This is a genomic window from Bifidobacterium choloepi (assembly GCF_010667615.1).
GTDB lineage: Bacteria > Actinomycetota > Actinomycetes > Actinomycetales > Bifidobacteriaceae > Bifidobacterium > Bifidobacterium choloepi.
The window spans coordinates 318075-339605 of record NZ_VYSG01000002.1; the positions used below are offsets into that span (position 1 = coordinate 318075).

15 protein-coding genes and 1 pseudogene are annotated in these 21531 nt (G+C 67.2%); 15 read left to right on the top strand and 1 reads right to left on the bottom strand.

The window, feature by feature from the left end; all coding sequences use genetic code 11:
• Window positions 1-260 precede the first annotated feature (260 nt).
• Window positions 261-2015 carry an ABC transporter permease gene (locus F6S87_RS06410; protein WP_331270769.1) on the top strand — a complete coding sequence of 585 codons (1755 nt, stop codon included), beginning with the start codon at window positions 261-263 and terminating at the stop codon, window positions 2013-2015.
• A 97-nt stretch (window positions 2016-2112) separates the two neighbouring features.
• Window positions 2113-2826, top strand: a pseudogene (locus F6S87_RS06415) (ABC transporter ATP-binding protein); the annotation flags it as partial.
• Between the two features lie 268 nt (window positions 2827-3094).
• Here the strand turns inward: F6S87_RS06415 and F6S87_RS06420 are convergent.
• Window positions 3095-3931: a Wadjet anti-phage system protein JetD domain-containing protein gene (locus F6S87_RS06420; RefSeq protein ID WP_407925113.1), complete on the bottom strand. Its 837-nt coding sequence runs from the start codon at window positions 3929-3931 to the stop codon at window positions 3095-3097.
• Between the two features lie 220 nt (window positions 3932-4151).
• On the opposite strand from F6S87_RS06420, the gene F6S87_RS06425 reads away from it, so the two are divergent.
• The 13 genes from F6S87_RS06425 to tyrS all read left to right on the top strand — a co-directional run bounded on the left by F6S87_RS06425 (window position 4152) and on the right by tyrS (window position 21433).
• On the top strand, window positions 4152-5093 hold the full coding sequence (locus F6S87_RS06425) for a TrmH family RNA methyltransferase (protein WP_163227819.1): 942 nt from the start codon (window positions 4152-4154) through the stop codon (window positions 5091-5093).
• 124 nt (window positions 5094-5217) lie between these two features.
• On the top strand, window positions 5218-6285 hold the full coding sequence (gene pheS / locus F6S87_RS06430; RefSeq protein WP_163227820.1) for a phenylalanine--tRNA ligase subunit alpha: 1068 nt from the start codon (window positions 5218-5220) through the stop codon (window positions 6283-6285).
• A gap of 7 nt (window positions 6286-6292) precedes the next feature.
• The gene (gene pheT, locus F6S87_RS06435) at window positions 6293-8914 is read left to right on the top strand and encodes a phenylalanine--tRNA ligase subunit beta (protein ID WP_196779136.1); all 2622 of its coding nucleotides are present in this window, start codon (window positions 6293-6295) and stop codon (window positions 8912-8914) included.
• Between the two features lie 130 nt (window positions 8915-9044).
• Window positions 9045-10334 carry a hypothetical protein gene (locus F6S87_RS06440; protein WP_163227821.1) on the top strand — a complete coding sequence of 430 codons (1290 nt, stop codon included), beginning with the start codon at window positions 9045-9047 and terminating at the stop codon, window positions 10332-10334.
• A 228-nt stretch (window positions 10335-10562) separates the two neighbouring features.
• A complete protein-coding gene (locus F6S87_RS06445; protein WP_163227822.1) occupies window positions 10563-11684 on the top strand; it encodes an N-acetyl-gamma-glutamyl-phosphate reductase in 1122 nt (373 codons plus the stop codon).
• Window positions 11681-12853, top strand: a complete 1173-nt coding sequence (gene argJ / locus F6S87_RS06450) for a bifunctional glutamate N-acetyltransferase/amino-acid acetyltransferase ArgJ (RefSeq protein ID WP_163227823.1) — start codon at window positions 11681-11683, stop codon at window positions 12851-12853. Before F6S87_RS06445 ends, argJ begins: the two co-directional genes overlap by 4 nt.
• Window positions 12854-12968: 115 nt before the next feature.
• Entirely contained in the window at window positions 12969-13916 is a 948-nt protein-coding gene (argB, locus tag F6S87_RS06455) for an acetylglutamate kinase (protein WP_407925114.1), read from the top strand.
• Between the two features lie 126 nt (window positions 13917-14042).
• A complete protein-coding gene (locus F6S87_RS06460) occupies window positions 14043-15362 on the top strand; it encodes an acetylornithine transaminase (RefSeq protein ID WP_163227870.1) in 1320 nt (439 codons plus the stop codon).
• A gap of 116 nt (window positions 15363-15478) precedes the next feature.
• Window positions 15479-16444, top strand: a complete 966-nt coding sequence (argF, locus tag F6S87_RS06465) for an ornithine carbamoyltransferase (protein ID WP_163227825.1) — start codon at window positions 15479-15481, stop codon at window positions 16442-16444.
• Between the two features lie 77 nt (window positions 16445-16521).
• Complete coding sequence (locus tag F6S87_RS06470) at window positions 16522-17061, top strand: arginine repressor (protein WP_163227826.1); 540 nt, start codon at window positions 16522-16524, stop codon at window positions 17059-17061.
• Between the two features lie 87 nt (window positions 17062-17148).
• Complete coding sequence (locus F6S87_RS06475; RefSeq protein ID WP_163227827.1) at window positions 17149-18387, top strand: argininosuccinate synthase; 1239 nt, start codon at window positions 17149-17151, stop codon at window positions 18385-18387.
• Between the two features lie 131 nt (window positions 18388-18518).
• The gene (gene argH / locus F6S87_RS06480) at window positions 18519-20006 is read left to right on the top strand and encodes an argininosuccinate lyase (protein ID WP_163227828.1); all 1488 of its coding nucleotides are present in this window, start codon (window positions 18519-18521) and stop codon (window positions 20004-20006) included.
• A gap of 98 nt (window positions 20007-20104) precedes the next feature.
• Window positions 20105-21433, top strand: coding sequence for a tyrosine--tRNA ligase (gene tyrS / locus F6S87_RS06485; protein ID WP_163227829.1), 1329 nt, complete (start codon window positions 20105-20107; stop codon window positions 21431-21433).
• The last annotated feature ends 98 nt before the right edge of the window (window positions 21434-21531 follow it).

The following is a 21531-nucleotide window of genomic DNA, read 5'->3' on the forward strand; positions in this document are numbered from 1 at the left end:
TCCACAGCGCCGCGCCGAACAAGCGAGGCCGTGTTCACCGTCGGCGAGTGTTTGGTCGAATACTGGACAGATCACGTAAATTCAGCTACTTTTCAGAAATTGTCCAGACCTGCGCAAGGAAACTGTGGGGGTTGCCCCAAGGATGCCTCCTTACGCTGCGTCACTATAGGGAACGTTTTGGAAGAGAGCCAAGACAACGAGTGTTCCGAATCACTCTCATGAGGACCAACATGTTTGTGCTCAAGAACGCGTGGAAAAGCGTGACCCGCAACAAGGGTCGAAACATACTGATCTCCATCATCGTCATCATCATCGCGGCTGCCGCGACGATCGGCCTGGCCATCCAGCAGGCGGCCATCAAGGCGCGCGACACCGGACTGGAGAACACGACGATCACGGCCCAGATCGGCATCGACCGCAGCCAGATGCTCAGCGCCGCGAAGGACGCGATGCAGTCGGCGTCGTCGACGTCGAGCTCGTCGGACAGCTCGTCGTCGAGCTCGGATTCCAAGCCGGACTTCGACTCGATGCGCGACGCCCTGAACACGGACGCGCTGACGCTGACCGACTATCAGGAATACGCCGACTCGTCGTCGTCGGTCAAGTCGACGTACTACACCGAGACGACGTCGCTCGCCGAGACCGACGACTTCCAGCCAGTCGAGGATTCCACGTCGTCGGCGTTCAGCTCGTCATCCTCTTCCTCGTCGTCCTCGAGCTCTTCCGACAGCTCCTCGTCCGATTCGTCCGCCGACATGAAGGGCGGCATGGGCGGCGGCGACATGGGCGGCGGCATGGGCATGACGACGTCCGGTGACTTCTCGCTGGTCGGCTTCTCGTCCGACGAGGCCCTCGCCAACGCGCCGAATGGCACGTTCACGATGGTCGAGGGCCAGGCCTTCGACTACACCGCCTCCGACGACAACGACGTCATCATCAGCCAGGAACTGGCCGACTTCAACAACATCTCGGTCGGCGACACGATCACGCTCGAGAACGCCAACGACTCCGGCACCACCTACACGTTCACCGTCGTCGGCATCTACAAGAACAGCTCGACGACGTCCACCGGTTCCTTCGGCCCGATGAGCTCCACCTCGTCCGACCCGGCCAACGCGATCTACACGTCCGTCGCGACGCTGCAGAAGATCGGCCTGTCCTCCGACGACACTGTCGAGGCGACCACCAACTCGGGCGACACGATGAAGACGGCGGCCGCCACGCTGTCGTTCACCTACGTCTTCGCCGACGAGGACGCCTACAACCAGTTCGTCAAGGACGTCGAGGCCGCCGGCCTGCCGGACAACTACACGGTGTCCTCCACCGACATCGAGACGTACGAGAACAGCCTCATCCCGCTCAACAACCTCGCGAGCTTCGCGAAGACGCTGCTGTGGATCGTGCTGGCCGTCGGCGCCGTCATCCTGATCGTGCTCACGCTGTTCAACATCCGCGAGCGCAAGTACGAGATCGGCGTGCTCACGGCGATCGGCGTGCGCAAGTCGAAGGTCGCCGCGCAGTTCACGCTCGAGCTGCTGATCGTCACGATGATCGGCCTGGTCATCGGCACCGGCATCGGCGCGGCCGTCTCGCAGCCGGTTTCGAACTCGCTGCTCTCGTCGCAGGTCTCCGCGCAGGAGACGTCGGCCAGCAACCAGCAGGCGCAGTTCGGCCGCGACATGATGCAGCCGGGCGACATGGGCGGCTCGTCGTCGACGGACAGCACCGATTCGTCCTCGTCCAGCTCGTCGGACAGCTCGGCGTCCACCGACGCGAATTCGTCCGGCCAGTCGTCGACGGACACGACGAATTCGGCGCCGTCGCAGCCGACGAACACGCCGGGCGGCTTCCAGCAGGTGACGAACTACGTCAGTTCGGTCAACGCCACCGTCAACCTGACCGTCGTCGGCCTGATGTTGCTGATCGGCATCGGCCTGACATTGGTCTCCGCGCTCGTTGCCGTCATCTTCGTCATGCGCTACGAGCCACTGCAGATCCTCGCGGACCGGTCGTGACGGCCGCCGTCCATTGAACATTTCGAACGATTCCCGCGCCGGGGCCGAGCTCCGGATTCCGGGGCGGGAATCATTCATCACCGTGAAGGAACCAACGATGAGCGAACACGAGAACATCAACGACCTGGCGCCGATCGAGCAGCCGCCGACCGCGGCGGGACTCGACATCCTCAAGCTCGAGAAGGTCAGCTACGCCTACACCAAGGGCGGCAAGAAGGTCATCAAGGACATTTCGTACGACTTCGAGACCGGCAAGGTCTACGCGATCACCGGACCGTCCGGCGCCGGCAAGACGACGCTGCTGTCGCTGATCTCCGGCCTGACGACGCCGACTGAGGGCCGCGTGATCTACGACGGCCACGACCTGGCCAAGCTCAACCGGTACGACTACCGCAGCCACGACATCGGCGTGATCTTCCAGAGCTTCAACCTGCTGCCGGGCCTGACGGTCGCCGAGAACATCGAGCTGTCGATGAACGCCAGCGGCATGAAGTACGAGGCGCCGAAGCGCGAGATCGTCATGGACCTGCTCGCCGAGGTGCACCTGCCGGAAGAATACGCGAACGAACGCATCCTGCACCTGTCGGGCGGCGAACAGCAGCGCGTCGCGATCGCCCGGGCCCTCAGCTACGACCCGAAGATCATCGTCGCCGACGAGCCGACCGGCAACCTCGACCTGACGACGCAGGACGACATCATCCACATCTTCCAGGAGCTGGCCCACGAGCAGGACCGCTGCGTGATCATCGTCACGCACTCGCCGGCCGTCGCCAAGGCCTCCGACGTCGTCTTCGAGCTGGCGCCGCTGCGCCACTCGGTGCCCAAGCGCCAGGGCGCCGGCGTGCGCCGCGCCGGCAAGGCCGCGCCGAAGAGCGCCACCGCCGGCCGCGCCTCGGCCCGCGTGGACGCGGCTCCCGCCGCCCGCAAGGCGCCCGGAAGGACCGCCAGACAGTAACCGTTTTCCACCTGCCAGTCGGAACACCCCCCCAACGCAGTGTGCGGCGACCATCATGCCAGATGGTCGCCGCACACTGCGTTGTCCGCCAGTGACGACGTGCAACGGAAACGGGCGAAAGGAATCAGAGCCGTTCCAGCGCGTCGACGACGGCGGAGTTCGGGATGCGCTCCTGCTCGATTCGCGTGACGCCGTGGTCCTCGTGCCGGATCAGCTGCCAGACGGCGCGCTCGTCCCCGGTGAGCTCCTCGGGCGCGGGACGTCCCGACGGGCGCAGTTTCTCGCCGCGCCGGTCGATGTCGGTGCCCCACTTGGCATAGGCCTGCCAGCTGGCCGGATCCATCAGGATCGTGCGCACCGACTCGAGGCCGCGGCGGCGCAGGTTGGCGACGATCTCGTAGCCGGCCTCGTCCATGTCGCCCCAGTAGACGAGCAGCGGGCGCCGATGTTCATCGTCGCCGGTCGCGGCGTCGACGCCGTCCCTCGCGCCCTGCAGCCACGGCACCTGCGGCAGCAGGCCGGAGGCCGAATAGCCGTCGCCCTCGACGACGACGGTGCCGTCGAACGGCGGGAACGACTGCGCGCAGTCCTTGTTCTCGCAGATGACGACGATGCGGGGCCGGTAGGGCAGACGGAAACCGGTGTCGCGCGTCGTCCACAGGTCGTCGCGCCGGCCGCCCGAATCCAGCCACTCCGGGTCGGCATAGTGCAGCACGAGCATGCCGGGACGATCCTCGAGGTCGATCGACGGGACGCCGATCGCATGGGCGATGACCGACAGCCGCGACGGATTGAGCCACTTCGCATGCGTGCCCTCGAGCGGAATCTGCCGCGGCGTCAGGCCCTTCCAGTCGTGCGTGGCGAACCATTGTGCCGCCGTCAGGAACCGCCGGTAGTCGTCCTTCGTGCGGAACTCGCGCCACGAACGGCGCACGATGTTGTCCACGCGCTTGTCCGGCATGTCCGGAAACGCCTCCCTGAGGCCCACCGCGCGCCAGAACTTCGATCCGGCCCTCAGCTCGTGTTCGCGTTGCCTGTCCGCCGCCTTGCCCATGTCCGTGCCTCGATTCGTCGGTAATGCCCCCAACCCTACCCGCGCCGTTCCGCTTCCGCCGCGCGGCAACACCGGGACCGTCGCCGCCAACATGCCGAAATAGCGCACGGCGGCTACGATGGCAACCATGCCTATGTATTCCGAAGTGCTCGCCAACCCCAAGGCCGAGCGATTCCGCCGCGTCCGCGAACTCCTCACCCGCAAGGGCCGCCAGAAGAACCGGCGATTCGTCGTCGAGGGACCCCAGGCCGTGCGCGAAGTCCTCGACTACCGTCCCGACATCGTCCAGGACGTCTACGTCGCCGTCGACGGCGCCGAGGACGACGCGATGTTCGTCAACCCGACCGTCGCCCGGCTCGCCGGCAAGGCCCTCCAGGCCGCCAACATGCTCGCCTCCGATTCCGGCGCCGACCACGCCGCCGACCATGACGCCGGCGCCGGCGCCACGATCTACGTGCACAAGGCCACCCGCGCCGTCGTCGACTCCGTCAGCGAGGACGCCCAGGGCATCTTCGCCGTCGCCAGCCTCGACGACTACGAAGCCCCGCTCGACGACATCGACATCGCCGACCTGCTCGTCGGCAACGACGACGGCAACGGCCCGCTGATCGCCGCGTTCTGGCAGGTGCGCGACCCGGGCAACGCCGGCACCGTCATCCGCTCCGCCGACGCCGCCGGCTGCGACGCCGTCCTCCTCGTCGACGACTGCGTCGAACCCGTCAACCCCAAGGTCGTGCGCGCCACGACCGGATCGCTGTTCCACCTGCCCGTCTTCCACGTCAGCGAACGCCGCTTCTTCGACATCGCCGCCGGCGCCCGCATCGTCGCCGCCGACGTCCACGGCACCGACGACCTCGTCCCCGTCAGCCTGCCCGACTACGTGCGCGACGCCGACCCGAAGCAGCCACGCATCGTCCTCTTCGGCAACGAGGCCCGCGGCCTCAAGCCCGAAACGCTCGAACGCTGCACCGACATCGTCTCCATCCCGATCTACGGCCACGCCGAATCGCTCAACCTCGCCATGAGCGCCTCGATCATGCTGATGACGATCGCCATGCACGAACACTGAGCGCAACCGCCGGCTTCGTCTAGGCCGTTTGAAACAATGTGAAGTCGCTAAACGTTGGAATTCTGCGATTTTTACACGCCGATTCTGTCGTCAACGACATAACCGAACCAGGAAAGGGTTGGAAGTGGCACAAGATTTGCACTTCGACGCCGACGAGGTGACCGCCGCGGTCGCCGAAGGCATCGAGAAAATCGGACAGGCCTCCACGATGGAGGAGCTGAAAGCCATCAAGACACAGTACGCCGGCGCCCAGTCGGCGATGACGCTGGCCAGCAAGGCCATCGGCGGCCTCGACAAGGACCAGAAGAAGGAAGCCGGCAAGCTCATGGGCAAGCTGCGCGCCGACTTCGGCCGCGCCTACGGCGCCCGCGAAACCGAAGTCAAGGCGGCCGAGGAAGCCGCCGCGCTCGCCGCCGAAACCGTCGACATGACGCTGCCCGTCAAGCGCAAGCCTCTCGGCGCCCGCCATCCGCTGCCGAAACTGATGGAAGACGTCGAGGACTTCTTCGTCGGCATGGGCTGGCAGATCTCCGACGGCCCCGAAGTCGAGACCGAATGGTTCGACTTCGACGCCCTCAATTTCGGCCCCGACCACCCGGCCCGCCAGATGCAGGACACGTTCTACGTCAAGGGCAACCAGGCCAGGGACGCCGCCGGCTTCGTCGGCTCCAACATGGTCATGCGCACGCAGACGTCGTCCGACCAGGTCCGCGCCCTCATCGGCCGCGGCGTGCCGCTGTACATCGCCTGCCCGGGCCGCGTGTTCCGCACCGACGAACTCGACGCCACCCACACGCCGGTCTTCCACCAGGTCGAGGCGCTCGCCGTCGACAGGAACCTGACGATGGCCGACCTCAAGGGCGTGCTCGACAAGCTCGCCGTCGCGATGTTCGGCCCCGAGGCCAAGACGCGCCTGCGCCCGAGCTACTTCCCGTTCACCGAGCCGAGCGCCGAGCTCGACCTGTGGTTCCCCGACAAGAAGGGCGGCGCCGGCTGGCTCGAATGGGGCGGCTGCGGCATGGTCAACCCGAACGTCCTCAAGTCCGCCGGTCTCGACCCGGAGGTCTACACCGGCTTCGCGTTCGGCGTCGGCGTGGAACGCACGCTACTGCTGCGCCACGACATCAACGACATGCACGACCTCGTCGAGGGCGACGTGCGATTCAGCGAACAGTTTGTGATGGGGGAGTGAACCTGACATGCCAATGGTAGATATCGACTGGCTCAAGGAACACGTCACGGTCCCGGAGGGCCTGACGTACGAACAGCTGGCGGCGGACCTCGTGCGCGTCGGCCTCGAGGAAGAGGAAATCCACGAATCCCAGGTCACCGGCCCGATCGTCGTCGGCTACGTCGTCGAGGCGACGCCGGAACCGCAGAAGAACGGCAAGACGATCAACTGGTGCAAGGTCGACGTCGGCGACGAGTACAACGACGTCGACGAGAACGGCAACAAGGTGCCCCGCGGCATCGTCTGCGGAGCCCCGAACATGGCCGCCGGCGAGAAGGTCGTCGTCACGCTGCCAGGCGCCGTGCTGCCCGGCGATTTTCGCATCGAACCGCGCAAGACCTACGGCCACATCTCCGAGGGCATGTGCGCGTCCGAGCGAGAGCTCGGCCTCGGCGACAGCCACGACGGCATCATCCTGCTCAGGGACTACGGCTTCACCGAGGAAGAGTACGAGAACCTCAAGCCCGGCGACGACCTGATGCACCTGCTGCACCTCGACCAGCCCATCCTCGAGATCAACGTCACCCCGGACCGCGGCTACGCGTTCTCGTACCGCGGCGTCGGACGCGAATACCACAACTCGACCGGCGCCGAATTCCGCGACCCGGCCATCGAACTCGACGCCAGGGCGCCGCACGTCGAATCGTCCGACGGCTCCGACATCGAGATCGTCATCGACGACGACAACCCGATCCACGGCGTCGTCGGCTGCGACCGCTACTACGCCCGCGCCGTGCGCGGCTACCAGCCCGGCAGCCCGACGCCGAACTGGATGCGCCGCCGCCTGACGCGCGCCGGCATGCGCTCGCTGTCGCTGCCCGTCGACGTGACGAACTACGTCATGCTCGACCTCGGTCAGCCGATGCACGCCTACGACCTCGACAAGGTCGCCGGCCCGATCGTCGTGCGCCGCGCCCGTCCGGGCGAGAAGCTCCAGACGCTCGACGGCAAGGACCACGACCTCGACTCCGAGGACCTGCTCATCACCGACTCGCCGAACGGCGAGCGGGGCTCGCGCATCCTCGGCATCGCCGGCGTCATGGGCGGCATGTACGGCGAAGTGACCGCCGAGACGACGAACATCCTGCTCGAGGCCGCCCACTTCGACCCGATCACGATCGCCCGCTCGGCCCGCCGCCACAAGATCCCGTCCGAGGCGTCCCGCCGCTTCGAGCGCGGCGTCGACGACCGCCTGCAGCCGGCCGCCGCCCAGCTCGCCTGCGACCTGCTCGAGAAATACGGCGAGGCCACGCCGTCGGACACGCCGCGCGATCTCGACAACACGGTGCTGCGCCGTCCGATCAACTTCCGCTCGAGCGAGGTCGAGCGCCTCACCGCGCTCAAGCTCGACATCAACCAGGTCAGCGACATCCTGACCGACATCGGCTGCGAAGTCGCCGGCGGCGGCAACGGCGAGCTGTCCGTCACGCCGCCGACGTGGCGTCCGGACCTCGACGAACCGTGCGACCTCGTCGAGGAAATCGCCCGCATTGTCGGCTACGACGAGATTCCGGTCACCGTGCCGGCCGTCCCGGTCGAGGGCCATGTCGGCCTGACCGCCGACCAGCTGCACCAGCGCCAGGTCGCCGACGAGCTCGCCGAATACGGCATGGTCGAATCGCTGAGCTACCCGTTCGTCGGCAAGGAAGACTACAGGAACTTCCTCGAGGACGAGGAGACGATCGAGAAGGTCTCCGTCGAGATCGTCAACCCGCTGGCCGGCGACCGTCCGTTCCTTCGCCGCGACCTGATGCCGACGCTCGCCCAGACGGTCCAGCGCAACATCCACCGCGGCCTCGACGACATCAAGCTCTACGAAATCGGCCACGTCTACCTGTGGGATCCGGACGCCCCGGCCATCCCGGCGCTGCCCGGCGGCAAGCGCCCGACCAACGACCAGCTCAGGGCCCTCGACGCCGGCCTGCCGAAGCAGCCGCTGCGCGTCGCCGGCATTCTGACCGGCCACGCGATCGACGACGGCTGGCTCGGCGACAAGCGCGCCGTCGACTGGACCGACGCCGTCGAGGCGGTCCACCGCATCGCCGACCGCCTGGGCGCCGACATCGAGCTCGTCCAGCCCCGCAACGCCGACGGCGCGATCGACGGCGACGAGATCCCGGCCAGCTGGCATCCGGGCCGCGCCGCCAAGGTGATGGCCAACGGCGTGTTCGTCGGCTGGGTGGGCGAGTTCCACCCGACCGTCAACGAGAAGCTCGGCTTCCCGAAGCACTCGGCGGCCTTCGAGCTCGACCTCGACACGCTGTTCGGCACGCTCGACAACAAGCCGGTGCAGGCCAGGCCGATCTCGACGTTCCCGCCCGTCAAGCAGGACCTCGCCTTCACGGTCAAGGACACCGTGACGGCCGGGCAGCTGCGCGACGCCATCGAACGCGGCGCCGGCGACGACCTCGAGTCGATCGACCTGTTCGACGTCTACCACGGCGACCAGGTCGGCGAGGGCGAGAAGTCGCTCGCCTACGCGGTGACTTTCCGCTCACCGGACAAAACGCTGGACTCTTCGGATTCCGAAGCGCTGCGCAAGCGTATTGTCGAAGAAGCAGCCAAGTTGGGAGCGCAGCTGCGCGCCTGACGCAATAGATACGGCAGTCCCGCCGGCCGGAACGTTGGGTTGGCCGGCGGCGACATGCTGACCGATGTGGCGGCAGGGTACCCGGAGTAGAATCCGGATACCCTGCCGATTTGCCAAGAAGAGGATGGACATGACCGAGCCGGACCAGCAAGCACAGACCCCAGCCAGCGACAGCCCGTCGCCGACTCCGAACGATTCCTCCGTGCCGGCCGCCACCCAGTCGCAGGCGCCGGCCCTGGCGGACGAATCGTCCCAGCCGCACCTGTCTGCCGTCGAACTCGAGAACGAGAAGATCGTCAACGACCCGAACCGCACGTCCGTCGAGATCGACCCGTACGAGCATTACAACGGCGTCGACTACAAGAAGGCGCCCGACTATGGTGTCTACGCGTCCGCGACGCAGATCGCCGACGCCGAGAAGCAGTCCGACGAACTCGTCGAGGAAGCCCGCAAGCACGACGAGGACGTCCACTCCGAGGCGGCGCTCAACATTTCCGAGCGCACGTCCGAGTCCGCCGGTTCCGGCGACGACAAGCTCGCCTACGGCGCGCTGGACTCCGACTTCCCGAAGGATTACAACCCGTATATCTACGGCAAGCCGGACCCCGAACCGCAGCCGCAGGCCGCGCAGCCCGACGGCCAGCCGAACCAGGCCGGTTACGGCCAGCAAGGCCAGCAGAACGGCTACGGCAACCAGAATGGCCAGAACGGCCAGTACGGCAACGGCCAGAACGGCTACAACGGCCAGCAGGGCCCGAACGGCAACCAGAACGGGTACAACAACGGCGCACCCGGATGGCCGTTCTTCAACCCGTATGCCGGCTATGGCAACCAGAATGGCCAGTATGGCAACGGCCAGAATGGCCAGAACGGCTACGGCGACAACGGCCAGCAGAACGGCTACGGCAACCAGGGCAACGGCTACGGCAACCAGAATGGCCAGTATGGCAACGGCCAGAATGGTTACGGCAATGGCCAGAACGGGCAGAACGGCTACAACGGCCAGCAGGGCCCGAACGGCCCGTACCCGTTCGGCTTCGGCATGTTCGGCCCGTATCCCAACGGCCAGATGCCGGTCACGCACGACGGCCACACGCCGAAGTACTACCACGGCATCGACGTGAACGACCCGGCGCAGAACCCGTTCTACAACCACTGGGACGCGAACTCGATCTTCGCGTTCGTGTTCGCGCTGATCATCCCGATGCCGATCGTGCCGGCGCTGTGGGCGATCTTCGGCATGTGGCGCACGAAGAAGTTCCACATGAAGGGCTTCGGCCTCGCCGTCGCCGCGCTCGTCATCAGCGTCCTGTACACGATTCTCTACTTCTGGATGATGAAGAACGGCATCAGCACGTCCGAGTTGCTCGGCGACATGCAGACATGGCTGCAACAGGAGGAAAACAGCGTCAAGGCCTAGCGGCCGGCGGCGGCACTGGCCGCCGCTTTTTCATATCCGGCCGTCTCGCGAAATGGACCGGGCAGTCCCCGTCGGAACGGTCATGATGTATAAATATGCACTGGTCTGCATAATGTGTATACTGTGTGATAACCCACAGGCAAGCGGCCGGGCAACGCGCCGGCGGAGGCTCCGGATTCTCCGGGCGCCCGCGGTGGCGCGCAGGGCCGGGAAAGGACAGGACATCGCATGAAACCGTATACGGTAGCGGTGGCGGGAGCCACCGGATACGCCGGAGGCGAGGCGTTGCGCATCCTCGCCGCCCATCCGGCGTTCGACGTGACCTGCGTGGCCGGCCACTCGTCGGTCGGTCACAAGCTCGGCGAGTTCATGCCGCATATTCCGCAGCTCGCCGACCTGACGCTCGTCGACACGACGCCGGAAAACCTCAACGGCCACGATGTCATCATTCTCGCGCTGCCGCACGGCGCGTCCGGCGCGCTGGCCGCCTCGCTCGACGACAACGCCGTCGTCGTCGACCTCGGCGCCGACCACCGTCTCGAGGAACAGGCCGCCTGGGACGACTACTACGGCGGCGACTTCTATCCGCACTGGACCTACGGCATGCCGGAACTCATCGTCGGCAAGAAGGTTTCCGCCAACGATTCGTCCGATTCGTCCGCCGACCCCTATCTACGCCAGCGTGAGGCGCTCGTCGGCACGAAGCGCATCGCCGGCCCGGGCTGCAACGTCACGGCGATCACGATGGCGTTCCAGCCGGCCATCGCCGAGGGCCTCGTCGAGCCGACGAGCATTGTCGCCGACCTCGTCGTCGGCTATTCGGGTGCCGGCAAGTCGCTCAAGCGCACGAACCTGCTCGCCGCCGAGGCGCTGAACTCCGCCGTGCCGTACGGCGTCGGCGGCACGCACCGCCACATTCCCGAGGTGCTGCAGAACTTCGCCCGTGCCGCCGGACTGCCGGCGGGGGAGGCCAGCCAGTTCAGGCTGAACTTCACGCCGATCCTCGCGCCGATGTCCCGCGGCATCCTCGCCTCGGTCAAGGCCGTCATGAGCGACAGGGCGCTCGAGATGAGCGATGCGGAGATCCGCGACGCCTACGCGAAGGCCTATGCCGACCAGTACTTCGTCGACCTGCTGCCCGAGGGCGTGCTGCCCGCCACCGAAAACGTGCTCGGCTCGAACGCCGCCCACGTCCAGGTCGTCACCGATCGCAGGAGCGGGCATCTCCAGGCGTTCGCCGCCATCGACAACCTCAACCGCGGCACCGCCGGACAGGCCGTCGAATCGCTCAACATCGCACTGGGACTGCCGGAAGACGCCGGCCTGACGAAGATTGGAGTGGCACCGTGACCGTCACGTTCGCACAGGGATTCGAAGCCGCCGGCGTGGAGGCCGGCATTTCCGCCGTCGAGGGCAAGAAGGACCTCGCGCTCGTCGTCAACCGCGGCCCGCTGGAAGTCGGTGCCGGCGTGTTCACGACCAACCGCTTCTGCGCCGCGCCGGTGCAGTGGAGCCGCAAGGTCGTCGCCGACGGCCGGGTCGACGCCGTCATCCTCAACTCGGGTGGCGCCAACGCCTGCACCGGGCAGGCCGGCTACGACCAGAGCGCCGCGACGGCCGCGAAGGTCGCCGAGCTGCTCGGTACCGACCCCGACAGGATCGCCGTCTGCTCGACCGGCCTGATCGGCGAGCTGCTGCCGCTCGACAAGGTTCTCGCCGGCGCCGAGGCCGCCTACGCGAAGATTGCCGCCGACGAGGACGCCGGCCAGGACGCCGCCCACGCCATCATGACGACCGACACCAGGCCGAAGACCGTCGAGCGCGAGAGCGAGGCCGGCTTCCGCGTCGGCGGCATGGTCAAGGGTTCGGGCATGATCGCCCCGCAGCTGGCGACGATGCTGTGCGTGATCACCACCGACGCCGTCGTCACGGCCGGCCAGTGCCAGGCCGCACTGGCCCGGGGCGTCGACGTCACGTTCAACCGCATCGACGTCGACGGCTGCATGTCGACGAACGACACCGTGCTGCTGCTCGCCTCCGGCGCCTCTGGCGTGGAACCGGACCCGGACGAGTTCAACGCGATGGTCGCCGACTGCTGCGCCTCGCTGAGCCGGCAGATCGTCGGCGACGGCGAAGGCTCCAGCCATACCATCAGGATCACCGTGTCCGGCGCCGTGTCCGTCGATGCCGCGCTGGCCTGCGGCAGAGCCGTCGCCTCCTCGAACCTGCTCAAGTGCGCGATCTCGGGCAACGACCCGAACTGGGGACGAATCGTCTCGTCGCTGGGCATCGTGCCCGCCGACGTCGCGCCGTACGATCCGGACGACGTGACCGTCGACGTCAACGGCGTGCGCATCTGCGACGGCGGCAAGCCGGGCGTCGACCGCTCCGAAGTCGACATGACGCCGCGGGAAATCGACATCGACATCGACCTGAACGCCGGCGAGGCCGAAGCGACGGTCTGGACCGACGACCTGACGCACGAATACGTCCATATCAACGCCGACTACGAAAGCTGACGGCGGTCCAGAGCGCCGCGGGCCGACATGCCCCCGGCGCTCCATGATGGAAGGAGTAGGCTGGGGCGCGACAGATGCGGCCAGCCAGTGAAAGGGGAGGAAGTTGGCACCACAGATGCGCGGACCGGGATACCATCTCGACGTCCATACCGACTTGAGCGCGGACCAGAAGGCGGAGGTGCTGATCGAGGCGCTGCCATGGCTCGAGCAGTTCGCAGGACAGCGCATTGTCGTCAAGTACGGCGGCAACGCGATGGTCGACGACCGGCTCAAGGCGTGCTTCGCCGAGGACATGGTCTTCCTGCGACAGGTCGGCATGCATCCGGTCGTCGTGCACGGCGGCGGCCCGCAGATTTCCCACATGCTCAAGGCGCTCGGCATCCATTCCGAATTCAAGGGCGGCCTGCGCGTGACCACGCCGGAGGCGATGGACGTCGTGCGCATGGTGCTGACCGGCAAGGTCTCCCGCGAGCTGGTGGGCCTCATCAATTCGCACGGCCCGCTCGCCGTCGGCCTGTCCGGCGAGGATGGCGCGCTGTTCTCCGCCGTGCAGCGCAAGCCGGTCATCGACGGCAAGCCGACCGACATCGGCCTCGTCGGCGACGTCGTCTCCGTCGACGCCTCGGCCGTCGAGGACCTCATCAACGCCGGCCGCATCCCCGTCGTCTCGTCGGTGGCGCCGAACGAGGACGACGCGACCGAGGTGCTCAACGTCAACGCCGACTCGGCCGCCGCGTCGCTCGCCGCGGCCCTCGGCGCGCACAAGCTCATCATCCTGACCGACGTCGAGGGCGTCTACGCCGACTGGCCGGACAAGAGCTCGCTGATCAGCCAGATCGGCGTCGACGACCTGCGCGAGATGCTGCCGTATCTCGAGACCGGCATGCGCCCGAAGATGGAGGCGTGCGTGCGCGCCATCGACGGCGGCGTGCGCCAGGCCCACATCATCGACGGTCGCAAGCCGCACTCCATCCTCAACGAGATCTTCACGACCGGCGGCATCGGCACGATGATCGTGCCGGGCGAGGGCGTCGAGATGCGCAACCAGCACCTCGTCGACTAGCCGGTCGGCCAACGACACCAACCAGCAGGACAATCTGGACAACACAAGCGAAAGCGGGGCCACATGGCTGACATCAACGACATTCCCACCGAACCGACCGGAGCGCCCGGCGTCGACGTGGCCGGCATGGACGGCGGCGCGGCCGCGGGCGGCGACGTGCGCGAGGCGATCGAGGTGACGGGCGAGCGCGGCGCCGAATGGCTCGGCAGCTACCGCGACGTCCACATGAACGTGTTCGGCACGCCGCTGCGCGTGATGGACCACGGCGAGGGCGTGCACCTGTGGGACGTCGACGGCAACGAATACCTCGACTTCCTCGCCGGCATCGCCGTCAACTCGCTCGGCTACGCCCACCCGGCCTGGGTGAAGGCCGTCGCCGACCAGGCCGCCAAGGCCGCCCACGTCTCGAACTACTTCGCCACGCCGGTCCAGATCGAACTGGCCGCCAAGCTCGTCGAGATCGCCGGCGCGCCCGAGGGCTCGCACGTCTACTTCGGCAACTCCGGCGCCGAGGCGAACGAGGCCGCGCTCAAGCTCGCCAAGCTCTACGGCCGCACGCTCGACAACGCCGCCCCGCACTTCGGCGAGAAGCCGGCCCGCATCCTCGCGCTGACGCACGGCTTCCACGGCCGCACGATGGGCGCGCTGTCGGCGACGTGGAAGCCGGCCATCCGTCGCCCGTTCCAGCCGCTCGTTCCCGACATCGAATTCGTCGAGGCCGGTTCGCTCTGCGCCATGCACGACGCGTTCGCTCGGACCGGACAGGGCCCGTACGGCAAGGGACCCGTCGCCGCCGTCATCATGGAACTCGTTCAGGGCGAGGCGGGCGTGCTGCCGATGGACGCCGACTACGTGAAGGGCGTGCGCAAGCTGTGCGACGACAACCACGCGCTGCTCATCATCGATGAGGTGCAGACCGGCATCGGCCGTACCGGCTCGTGGTTCGCGTTCCAGCGCGAGGACCTCGGCGGCGTCACGCCGGACGTCGTCTCGTTCGCCAAGGGCGTGGCCGGCGGCTTCCCGATGGGCGGCATCATCGCGTTCGGTCAGGAGACCTCCGACCTGTTCACGCCCGGCTCGCACGGCTCGACGTTCGCCGGCAACCCGCTCGGTGCCGCCGCCGGCCTGGCGACGATCCGCACGATCGAGTCCGAAGGCCTCGTCGACAACGCCGAGGAACGCGGCGAACAGCTGCGCGCGGCGCTGCGCGAATGCGGCAACCCGCTATTCAGGGAAGTCCGCGGACGCGGCCTGCTCAACGCGATCGTGCTGGCGCACCCGTGCGCCCACGCCGCCGCCGACTGGGCCCTCGAGCACGGCCTCATCGTCAACGCCGTCGCGCCGGGCGCGCTGCGCCTCGCCCCGCCGCTGATCGTGACGGCCGACGACATCGACGCCGCCGTCGCGATCCTGTCCCGGATTCCGGCCGATCTGCCGGACGACTGACGGGACCGCCCGTCGGCGGGGGAGAAGCGGCCCCTTTTTGGAACGGAACGGACATCGCGGCGGGAAACGCGAAATAATGGCCGTTCCGACGAATGTGAAGAAAGTAAGGAGATGACATGGCCGGACAGCTGCGCCACATGCTGCGCGACGACGACGTCAACCACGACGAGCAGAAGCAGATCCTCGAACTCGGCATGAAATTCCGCGGGAATCGTTTCTACCATCGTCCGTTCGAGGGGCCGCAGGGCGTCGCGGTCATCTTCGACAAGCCGAGCACCCGCACCCGCTCGAGCTTCTCGATCGGCGTGGCGGAACTCGGCGGCTATCCGCTCGTCATCGACAAGTCGGGCTCCCAGCTCGGCCGCGGCGAGCCGGTCGCGGACACCGCCCGCGTGCTCACGCGCATGGCCTACGGCATTGTCTGGCGCACGTTCGAGCAGTCCCGCGTCGAGGAGATGGCGAAGTACGCGACCGTGCCGGTCGTCAATGCCCTGACCGACGACTTCCATCCGTGCCAGGTCCTCGCCGACTTCCTGACGATCGCCCAGTTCAAGGGCGGCGTCGACAGCCTCGAGGGCATGACGATCGCCTACCTCGGCGACTCGGCGAACAACATGGCCAACTCCTACCTGCTCGCCGGCGCGGTCGCCGGCATGCACGTGCGCGTGGCCGGCCCGAACGGCTTCCTGCCGCGCAGGGACATCGTCGAGGACGCCGAACGCCTTGCCGACGGGAACGGCGGCTCGATCCTCGTGACCACCGACGCGAGGGAAGCCGTGAAGGACGCCGACTGCGTCTTCACCGATACCTGGGTCTCGATGGGCGAGGAAGGCGAATACGCCATCCGCTCCAAGCCGTTCTGGCCGTATCAGGTCAACGACGAGCTCATGGCTCTCGCCAAGCCCGACGCGCTGTTCCAGCACTGCCTGCCCGCCTACCGCGGCAAGGAGGTCACCGCCTCCGTCATCGACGGGCCGCAGTCGGTCGTCTGGGACGAGGCCGAGAACCGCCTGCACGCCCAGAAGGCGCTGCTGACATGGCTGATCGGCCAGCAGCGCGGCGACGACACGCTGCTGAGCTGACGGAAGAATCGTTCACGATTCATCCGTCCGGCGCGGCCCGGACATCCACCACGAACTCCCGACGACGAAAGGACAGCATGACAGCGGCAACGGAAGCGAACGGCTCCACTGCGGCCGGCGCGTTCAGCAACGGCCGGCCCGGCACGAGGACGGCGAGGCTGTCCGCGATCGAGCAGGCGCTGATGACGCACGTCGTCACGTCGCAGTCCCAGCTGTCGTCCATCCTGGCGGCGCAGGGGATCGAGGTCACGCAGGCCACGCTGAGCCGCGACCTTGACGAGATGAACGCGACGAAGACGAGGATGCCCGACGGCACCGTCGCCTACACGCTCGACGACCAGCCGCCGAGGCGCTTCGCCGACTCCGGCGTCGACGAGAAGGCCGAGGCGCACATGGCCCGCGTCCTGTCCGGACTGGTGACGTCGGTCGCCCGCGCGAACAACCTGATCGTCGTGCACACGTCGAGCGGCGCGGCCCAGTACGTCGGTTCCGTCATCGATCGGCAGACCGTCGCCGGCGTCCTCGGCTGCATCGCCGGCGACGACACGGTGATGATCGTCTGCTCCGACGACGACGTCGCCGCCGCCCGCGCCGACTGGCTGCTCAACATCGCGTAGACGCGCGCCGGCGACGGACTACCAAGACTGCATAAATATACACAGCGTTGTATATAGTTTGGCATATCAATACCGAAAGGGAACATGATGACCGACAAGAACCGCATTGTGCTGGCGTATTCGGGAGGCCTGGACACCTCCGTCGCCATTCCGTATCTCAAGGACCGTACCGGCAAGGACGTCGTCGCCGTCTCGCTCGACGTCGGCCAGGGCGGCGAGAGCCTCGAGACGATCAAGGAGCGCGCGCTGGCCTGCGGCGCCGTCGAGAGCTACATCGTCGACGCGCGCGACGAGTTCGCCAACGAATACTGCATGCTGGCCCTCAAGGCCAACGCGATGTACGAGGACGTCTACCCGCTCGTCTCCGCCATCTCGCGCCCGCTGATCACCAAGCACCTCGTGCGCGCCGCCCACCAGTTCGGCGCCGACACGATTGCGCACGGCTGCACCGGCAAGGGCAACGACCAGGTCCGCTTCGAGGTCTCGATCCAGTCGATCGACCCGACGCTCAAGGCCATCAGCCCGATCCGCGACCTGTCGCTGACCCGCGACGTCGAGATCGCCTACGCCAACGACCACGACCTGCCGATCACGCAGACCGAGAAGTCGCCGTTCTCCATCGACCAGAACGTCTGGGGCCGCGCCATCGAGACCGGCTTCCTCGAGGACCCGTGGAACGCGCCGACGAAGGACTGCTACTCCTACACCGACGATCCGGACTTCCCGCCGGTCGAGGACGAAGTCGTCATCGAGTTCAGGCAGGGCGTCCCGGTGAAGATCGACGGCCGCGACGTCACGCCGCTGCAGGCCATCGAGGAAATGAACCGCCGCGCCGGCGCCCAGGGCATCGGCCGCGTGGACCTCATCGAGGACCGCCTCGTCGGCATCAAGTCCCGCGAGCTCTACGAGGCGCCGGGCGCCGTCGCGCTGATCACCGCGCACCGCGAGCTCGAGAACTGCTGCCTCGAGCGCGAGCAGCACCGCATCAAGCGCATGATCGACAAGCGCTGGGGCGAGCTCGTCTACGACGCGCAGTGGTTCTCCCCGGCCGTCAAGTCGCTCAACGCCTTCATCGAGGACACCCAGCAGTACGTCTCCGGCGAGATCCGCATGGTCATGCACGGCGGCCGCGCCGTCGTCGTCGGCCGCCGCTCGGACAGCTCGCTGTACGACTACAGCCTCGCCACCTACGATTCCGGCGATTCGTTCGACCAGAACGCCTCGAACGGCTTCATCGAAATCTACGGCCTGCCGAGCAAGGTCGCCGCCGCCCGCGACGTCAAGTTCGGCAACGGCATCGAGGTGCCGAAGAACACCGTCGAGTAGCCGTCGGCCCGCAGGGCGTCCCGACGCGCGGGCCGGTTCTTCCTCGCGGAGGAATCGGCCCGTATCATGTTGACCGTATTGGAACTGAACGATTCTTCCGCCAGATGCTGGCCGGAACAAAGGAGTTTGAGATGGCAGACAATGCAGCCGAGCAGGAGCACCTCGCACTGTGGGGAGGACGGTTCTCGTCCGGCCCGTCGCCCGAACTGGCGCGGCTGAGCAAGTCGACGCAGTTCGACTGGCGCCTGGCTGACGACGACATCGCCGGATCGCGCGCGCACGCCCGCGCGCTCGGCCGCGCCGGGCTGCTGACGGCCGACGAGCTGCAGCGCATGGAGGAGGCGCTCGACGAACTGCAGCGCCGCGTCGACTCCGGCGCATTCGCGCCGATCGAGGACGACGAGGACGAGGCGACGGCGCTCGAGCGCGGACTCATCGACATCGCCGGCGACGAGCTCGGCGGCAAGCTGCGCGCCGGCCGCTCCCGCAACGACCAGATCGCCTGCCTCATCCGCATGTGGCTGCGCCGCCAGGCTCGCGTCATCGCCGGCCAGCTCCTCGACCTCGTCGACGCTCTGATCGGACAGGCGCAGGCCGCCGGCCGCACCGTCATGCCCGGCCGCACGCACATGCAGCACGCCCAGCCGGTGCTGCTCGCGCACCAGCTCATGGCCCACGCGTGGCCGCTGCTGCGCGACGTCAAGCGCCTCGTCGACTGGGACGCGCGCATCGACCGCAGCCCGTACGGTTCCGGCGCCCTCGCCGGCAACACGCTCGGCCTCGACCCGGTCGCCGTCGGCCGCGAACTCGGCTTCTCCGAAGTGACGGCCAACTCGATCGATGGCACCGCCTCACGCGACCTCGTCGCCGAATTCGCGTTCGTCGCCGCGATGGCCGGCGTCGACATCTCGCGCCTGTCCGAGGAAATCATCATCTGGAACACGCAGGAATTCGCCTTCGTGCGCCTCGATGACGCCTACTCGACCGGCTCGTCGATCATGCCGCAGAAGAAGAACCCGGACATCGCCGAGCTCGCCCGAGGCAAGGCAGGCCGCCTGATCGGCGACCTGACCGGCCTGCTCGCCACGCTCAAGGGCCTGCCGACCGCGTACGCCCGCGACCTGCAGGAAGACAAGGAAGCCGTCTTCGACCAGGTGGACACGCTCGAGGTCGTCCTGCCGGCGTTCACCGGCATGGTGCGCACGATGGTCTTCGACCACGACCGCCTCGAGGCCGAGGCACCGACCGGCTTCGCACTGGCCACCGACATCGCGGAATGGCTCGTCAAGAACGGCGTCCCGTTCCGTCACGCCCACGAACTCTCCGGGGCGTGCGTCAAGATCGCCGAGGGCCGCGGCGTGGAACTGTGGGACCTGACCGACGACGACTACGTCTCCGTGTTCGGGGACTTCCTGCCGGCCGAGACGGCCGTCCAGGTGCGCTCGGTGCTGTCGACGGAAGGCTCCGTCGCCGCCCGTAACGGCAAGGGCGGCACGTCGCCGCAGCGCGTGCGCGAACAGATCGCCGCCGCCCGCAACGAAGTCGACCAGCTGCGCGTCTTCGCGAAGGGCAGCAGCGACGGCAGCGCCTACAAGACGCCGGAAAGCCTGCTCAAGTAGGCGCGCGGACACTGTCAACTGTCTCTGACACAATGGGGGCGGCCGGAACGTGACGTTCCGGCCGCCCGATTTACAACAAAACAAGAGGTACATCACTCATGGCTCACGTCATCGATTTCAAGGAGGCGGGGTTCGACTCCCTGCTGGACGAACTGGAATGGCGCGGGTTGGTTTCCCAGTCGACCGACCGGGAACGACTCGCCGCGGCGTTGAACGGAGAGCCCATCACCTATTATTGCGGCTTCGATCCGACGGCCGCGTCGCTGCACATCGGCAACCTCGTGCAGCTCATCAACATGCGCCACTTGCAGGCGGCCGGCCATCATCCGATCGCCCTCGTCGGCGGCGCCACCGGTCTCATCGGCGACCCGCGCCAGTCCGGCGAGCGCGTGCTCAACTCGAAGGACATCGTCGCCGAATGGGCCGCGCGCCTGAAGAACCAGATCGGCGGCATCCTCGAGACCGAGGGCAACAACCCGGTCCAGTTCGTCTCCAACTACGACTGGACGGCGAACATGAACGTCATCGACTTCCTGCGCGACGTCGGCAAGAACTTCCGCATGGGCACGATGCTCGCGAAGGACACCGTCGCCCGCCGCCTCAACTCGGACGAGGGCATTTCGTTCACCGAGTTCAGCTACCAGGTGCTGCAGGGCAACGACTTCCTGCACCTGTACGACGAATACCACTGCACGCTCGAGCTCGGCGGAAGTGACCAGTGGGGCAACCTCACCAGCGGCCTCGATCTCATCCACAAGGTGCGCGGCGTCGACGTCAACGTCTTCACCAGCCCGATCATCACCGACGCGCAGGGCAAGAAGTTCGGCAAGTCCGAAGGCAACGCGATCTGGATCGACGGCTCGATGCTCAGCCCGTACCGCTTCTACCAGTTCTGGTACAACCGTCCGGACGCGGAGATGGAAAGCCTGCTCAAGGCGTTCACGTTCCTGCCGAAGGCCGAGATCGAACGTCTCGTCGGCGAGAGCAAGACGAACCCGGGCGCCAGGGAGGCCCAGCGAGTGCTCGCCTGGGAAGTCACGAGCTTCGTGCACGGCGAGCAGGCGACCGAGGCGGCCATCGAGGCGTCGCAGGCGCTGTTCGGCCGCGGCGATCTCGCGTCGATCGACGCGGACACGCTCGAGGCGGCCCTCGACGGTCTCAAGGTCGAGGACGAGGCCGGCGTCAAGGCCTTCGCGAAGGCCGAGCCGGGCCTGCGCGTGGCCGAGGCCGGCGTGCGCGCCGGACTGTTCAAGTCGATTTCCGACGGCCGCAAGCTCATCAAGTCGGGCGGCGTCTACCTGAACAACACGCGCGTCGAGGACGTCGACGCCGTGCTCGCCGACGGCGACTTCCTGCAGGGCCGCTTCGCGCTGCTGCGCCGCGGCAAGAAGGCACTCGGCGCCCTCGAGTTCGGTCCCGCTCTCTGAGCGGACCATTGGCCGGGGCGGTCCGTTCGCCGATGCGGACGGGCCGCCCCGGCTTGCGTCGAATCGTTCGACGATTGTCCGGCAGTTGCCGCCGGACA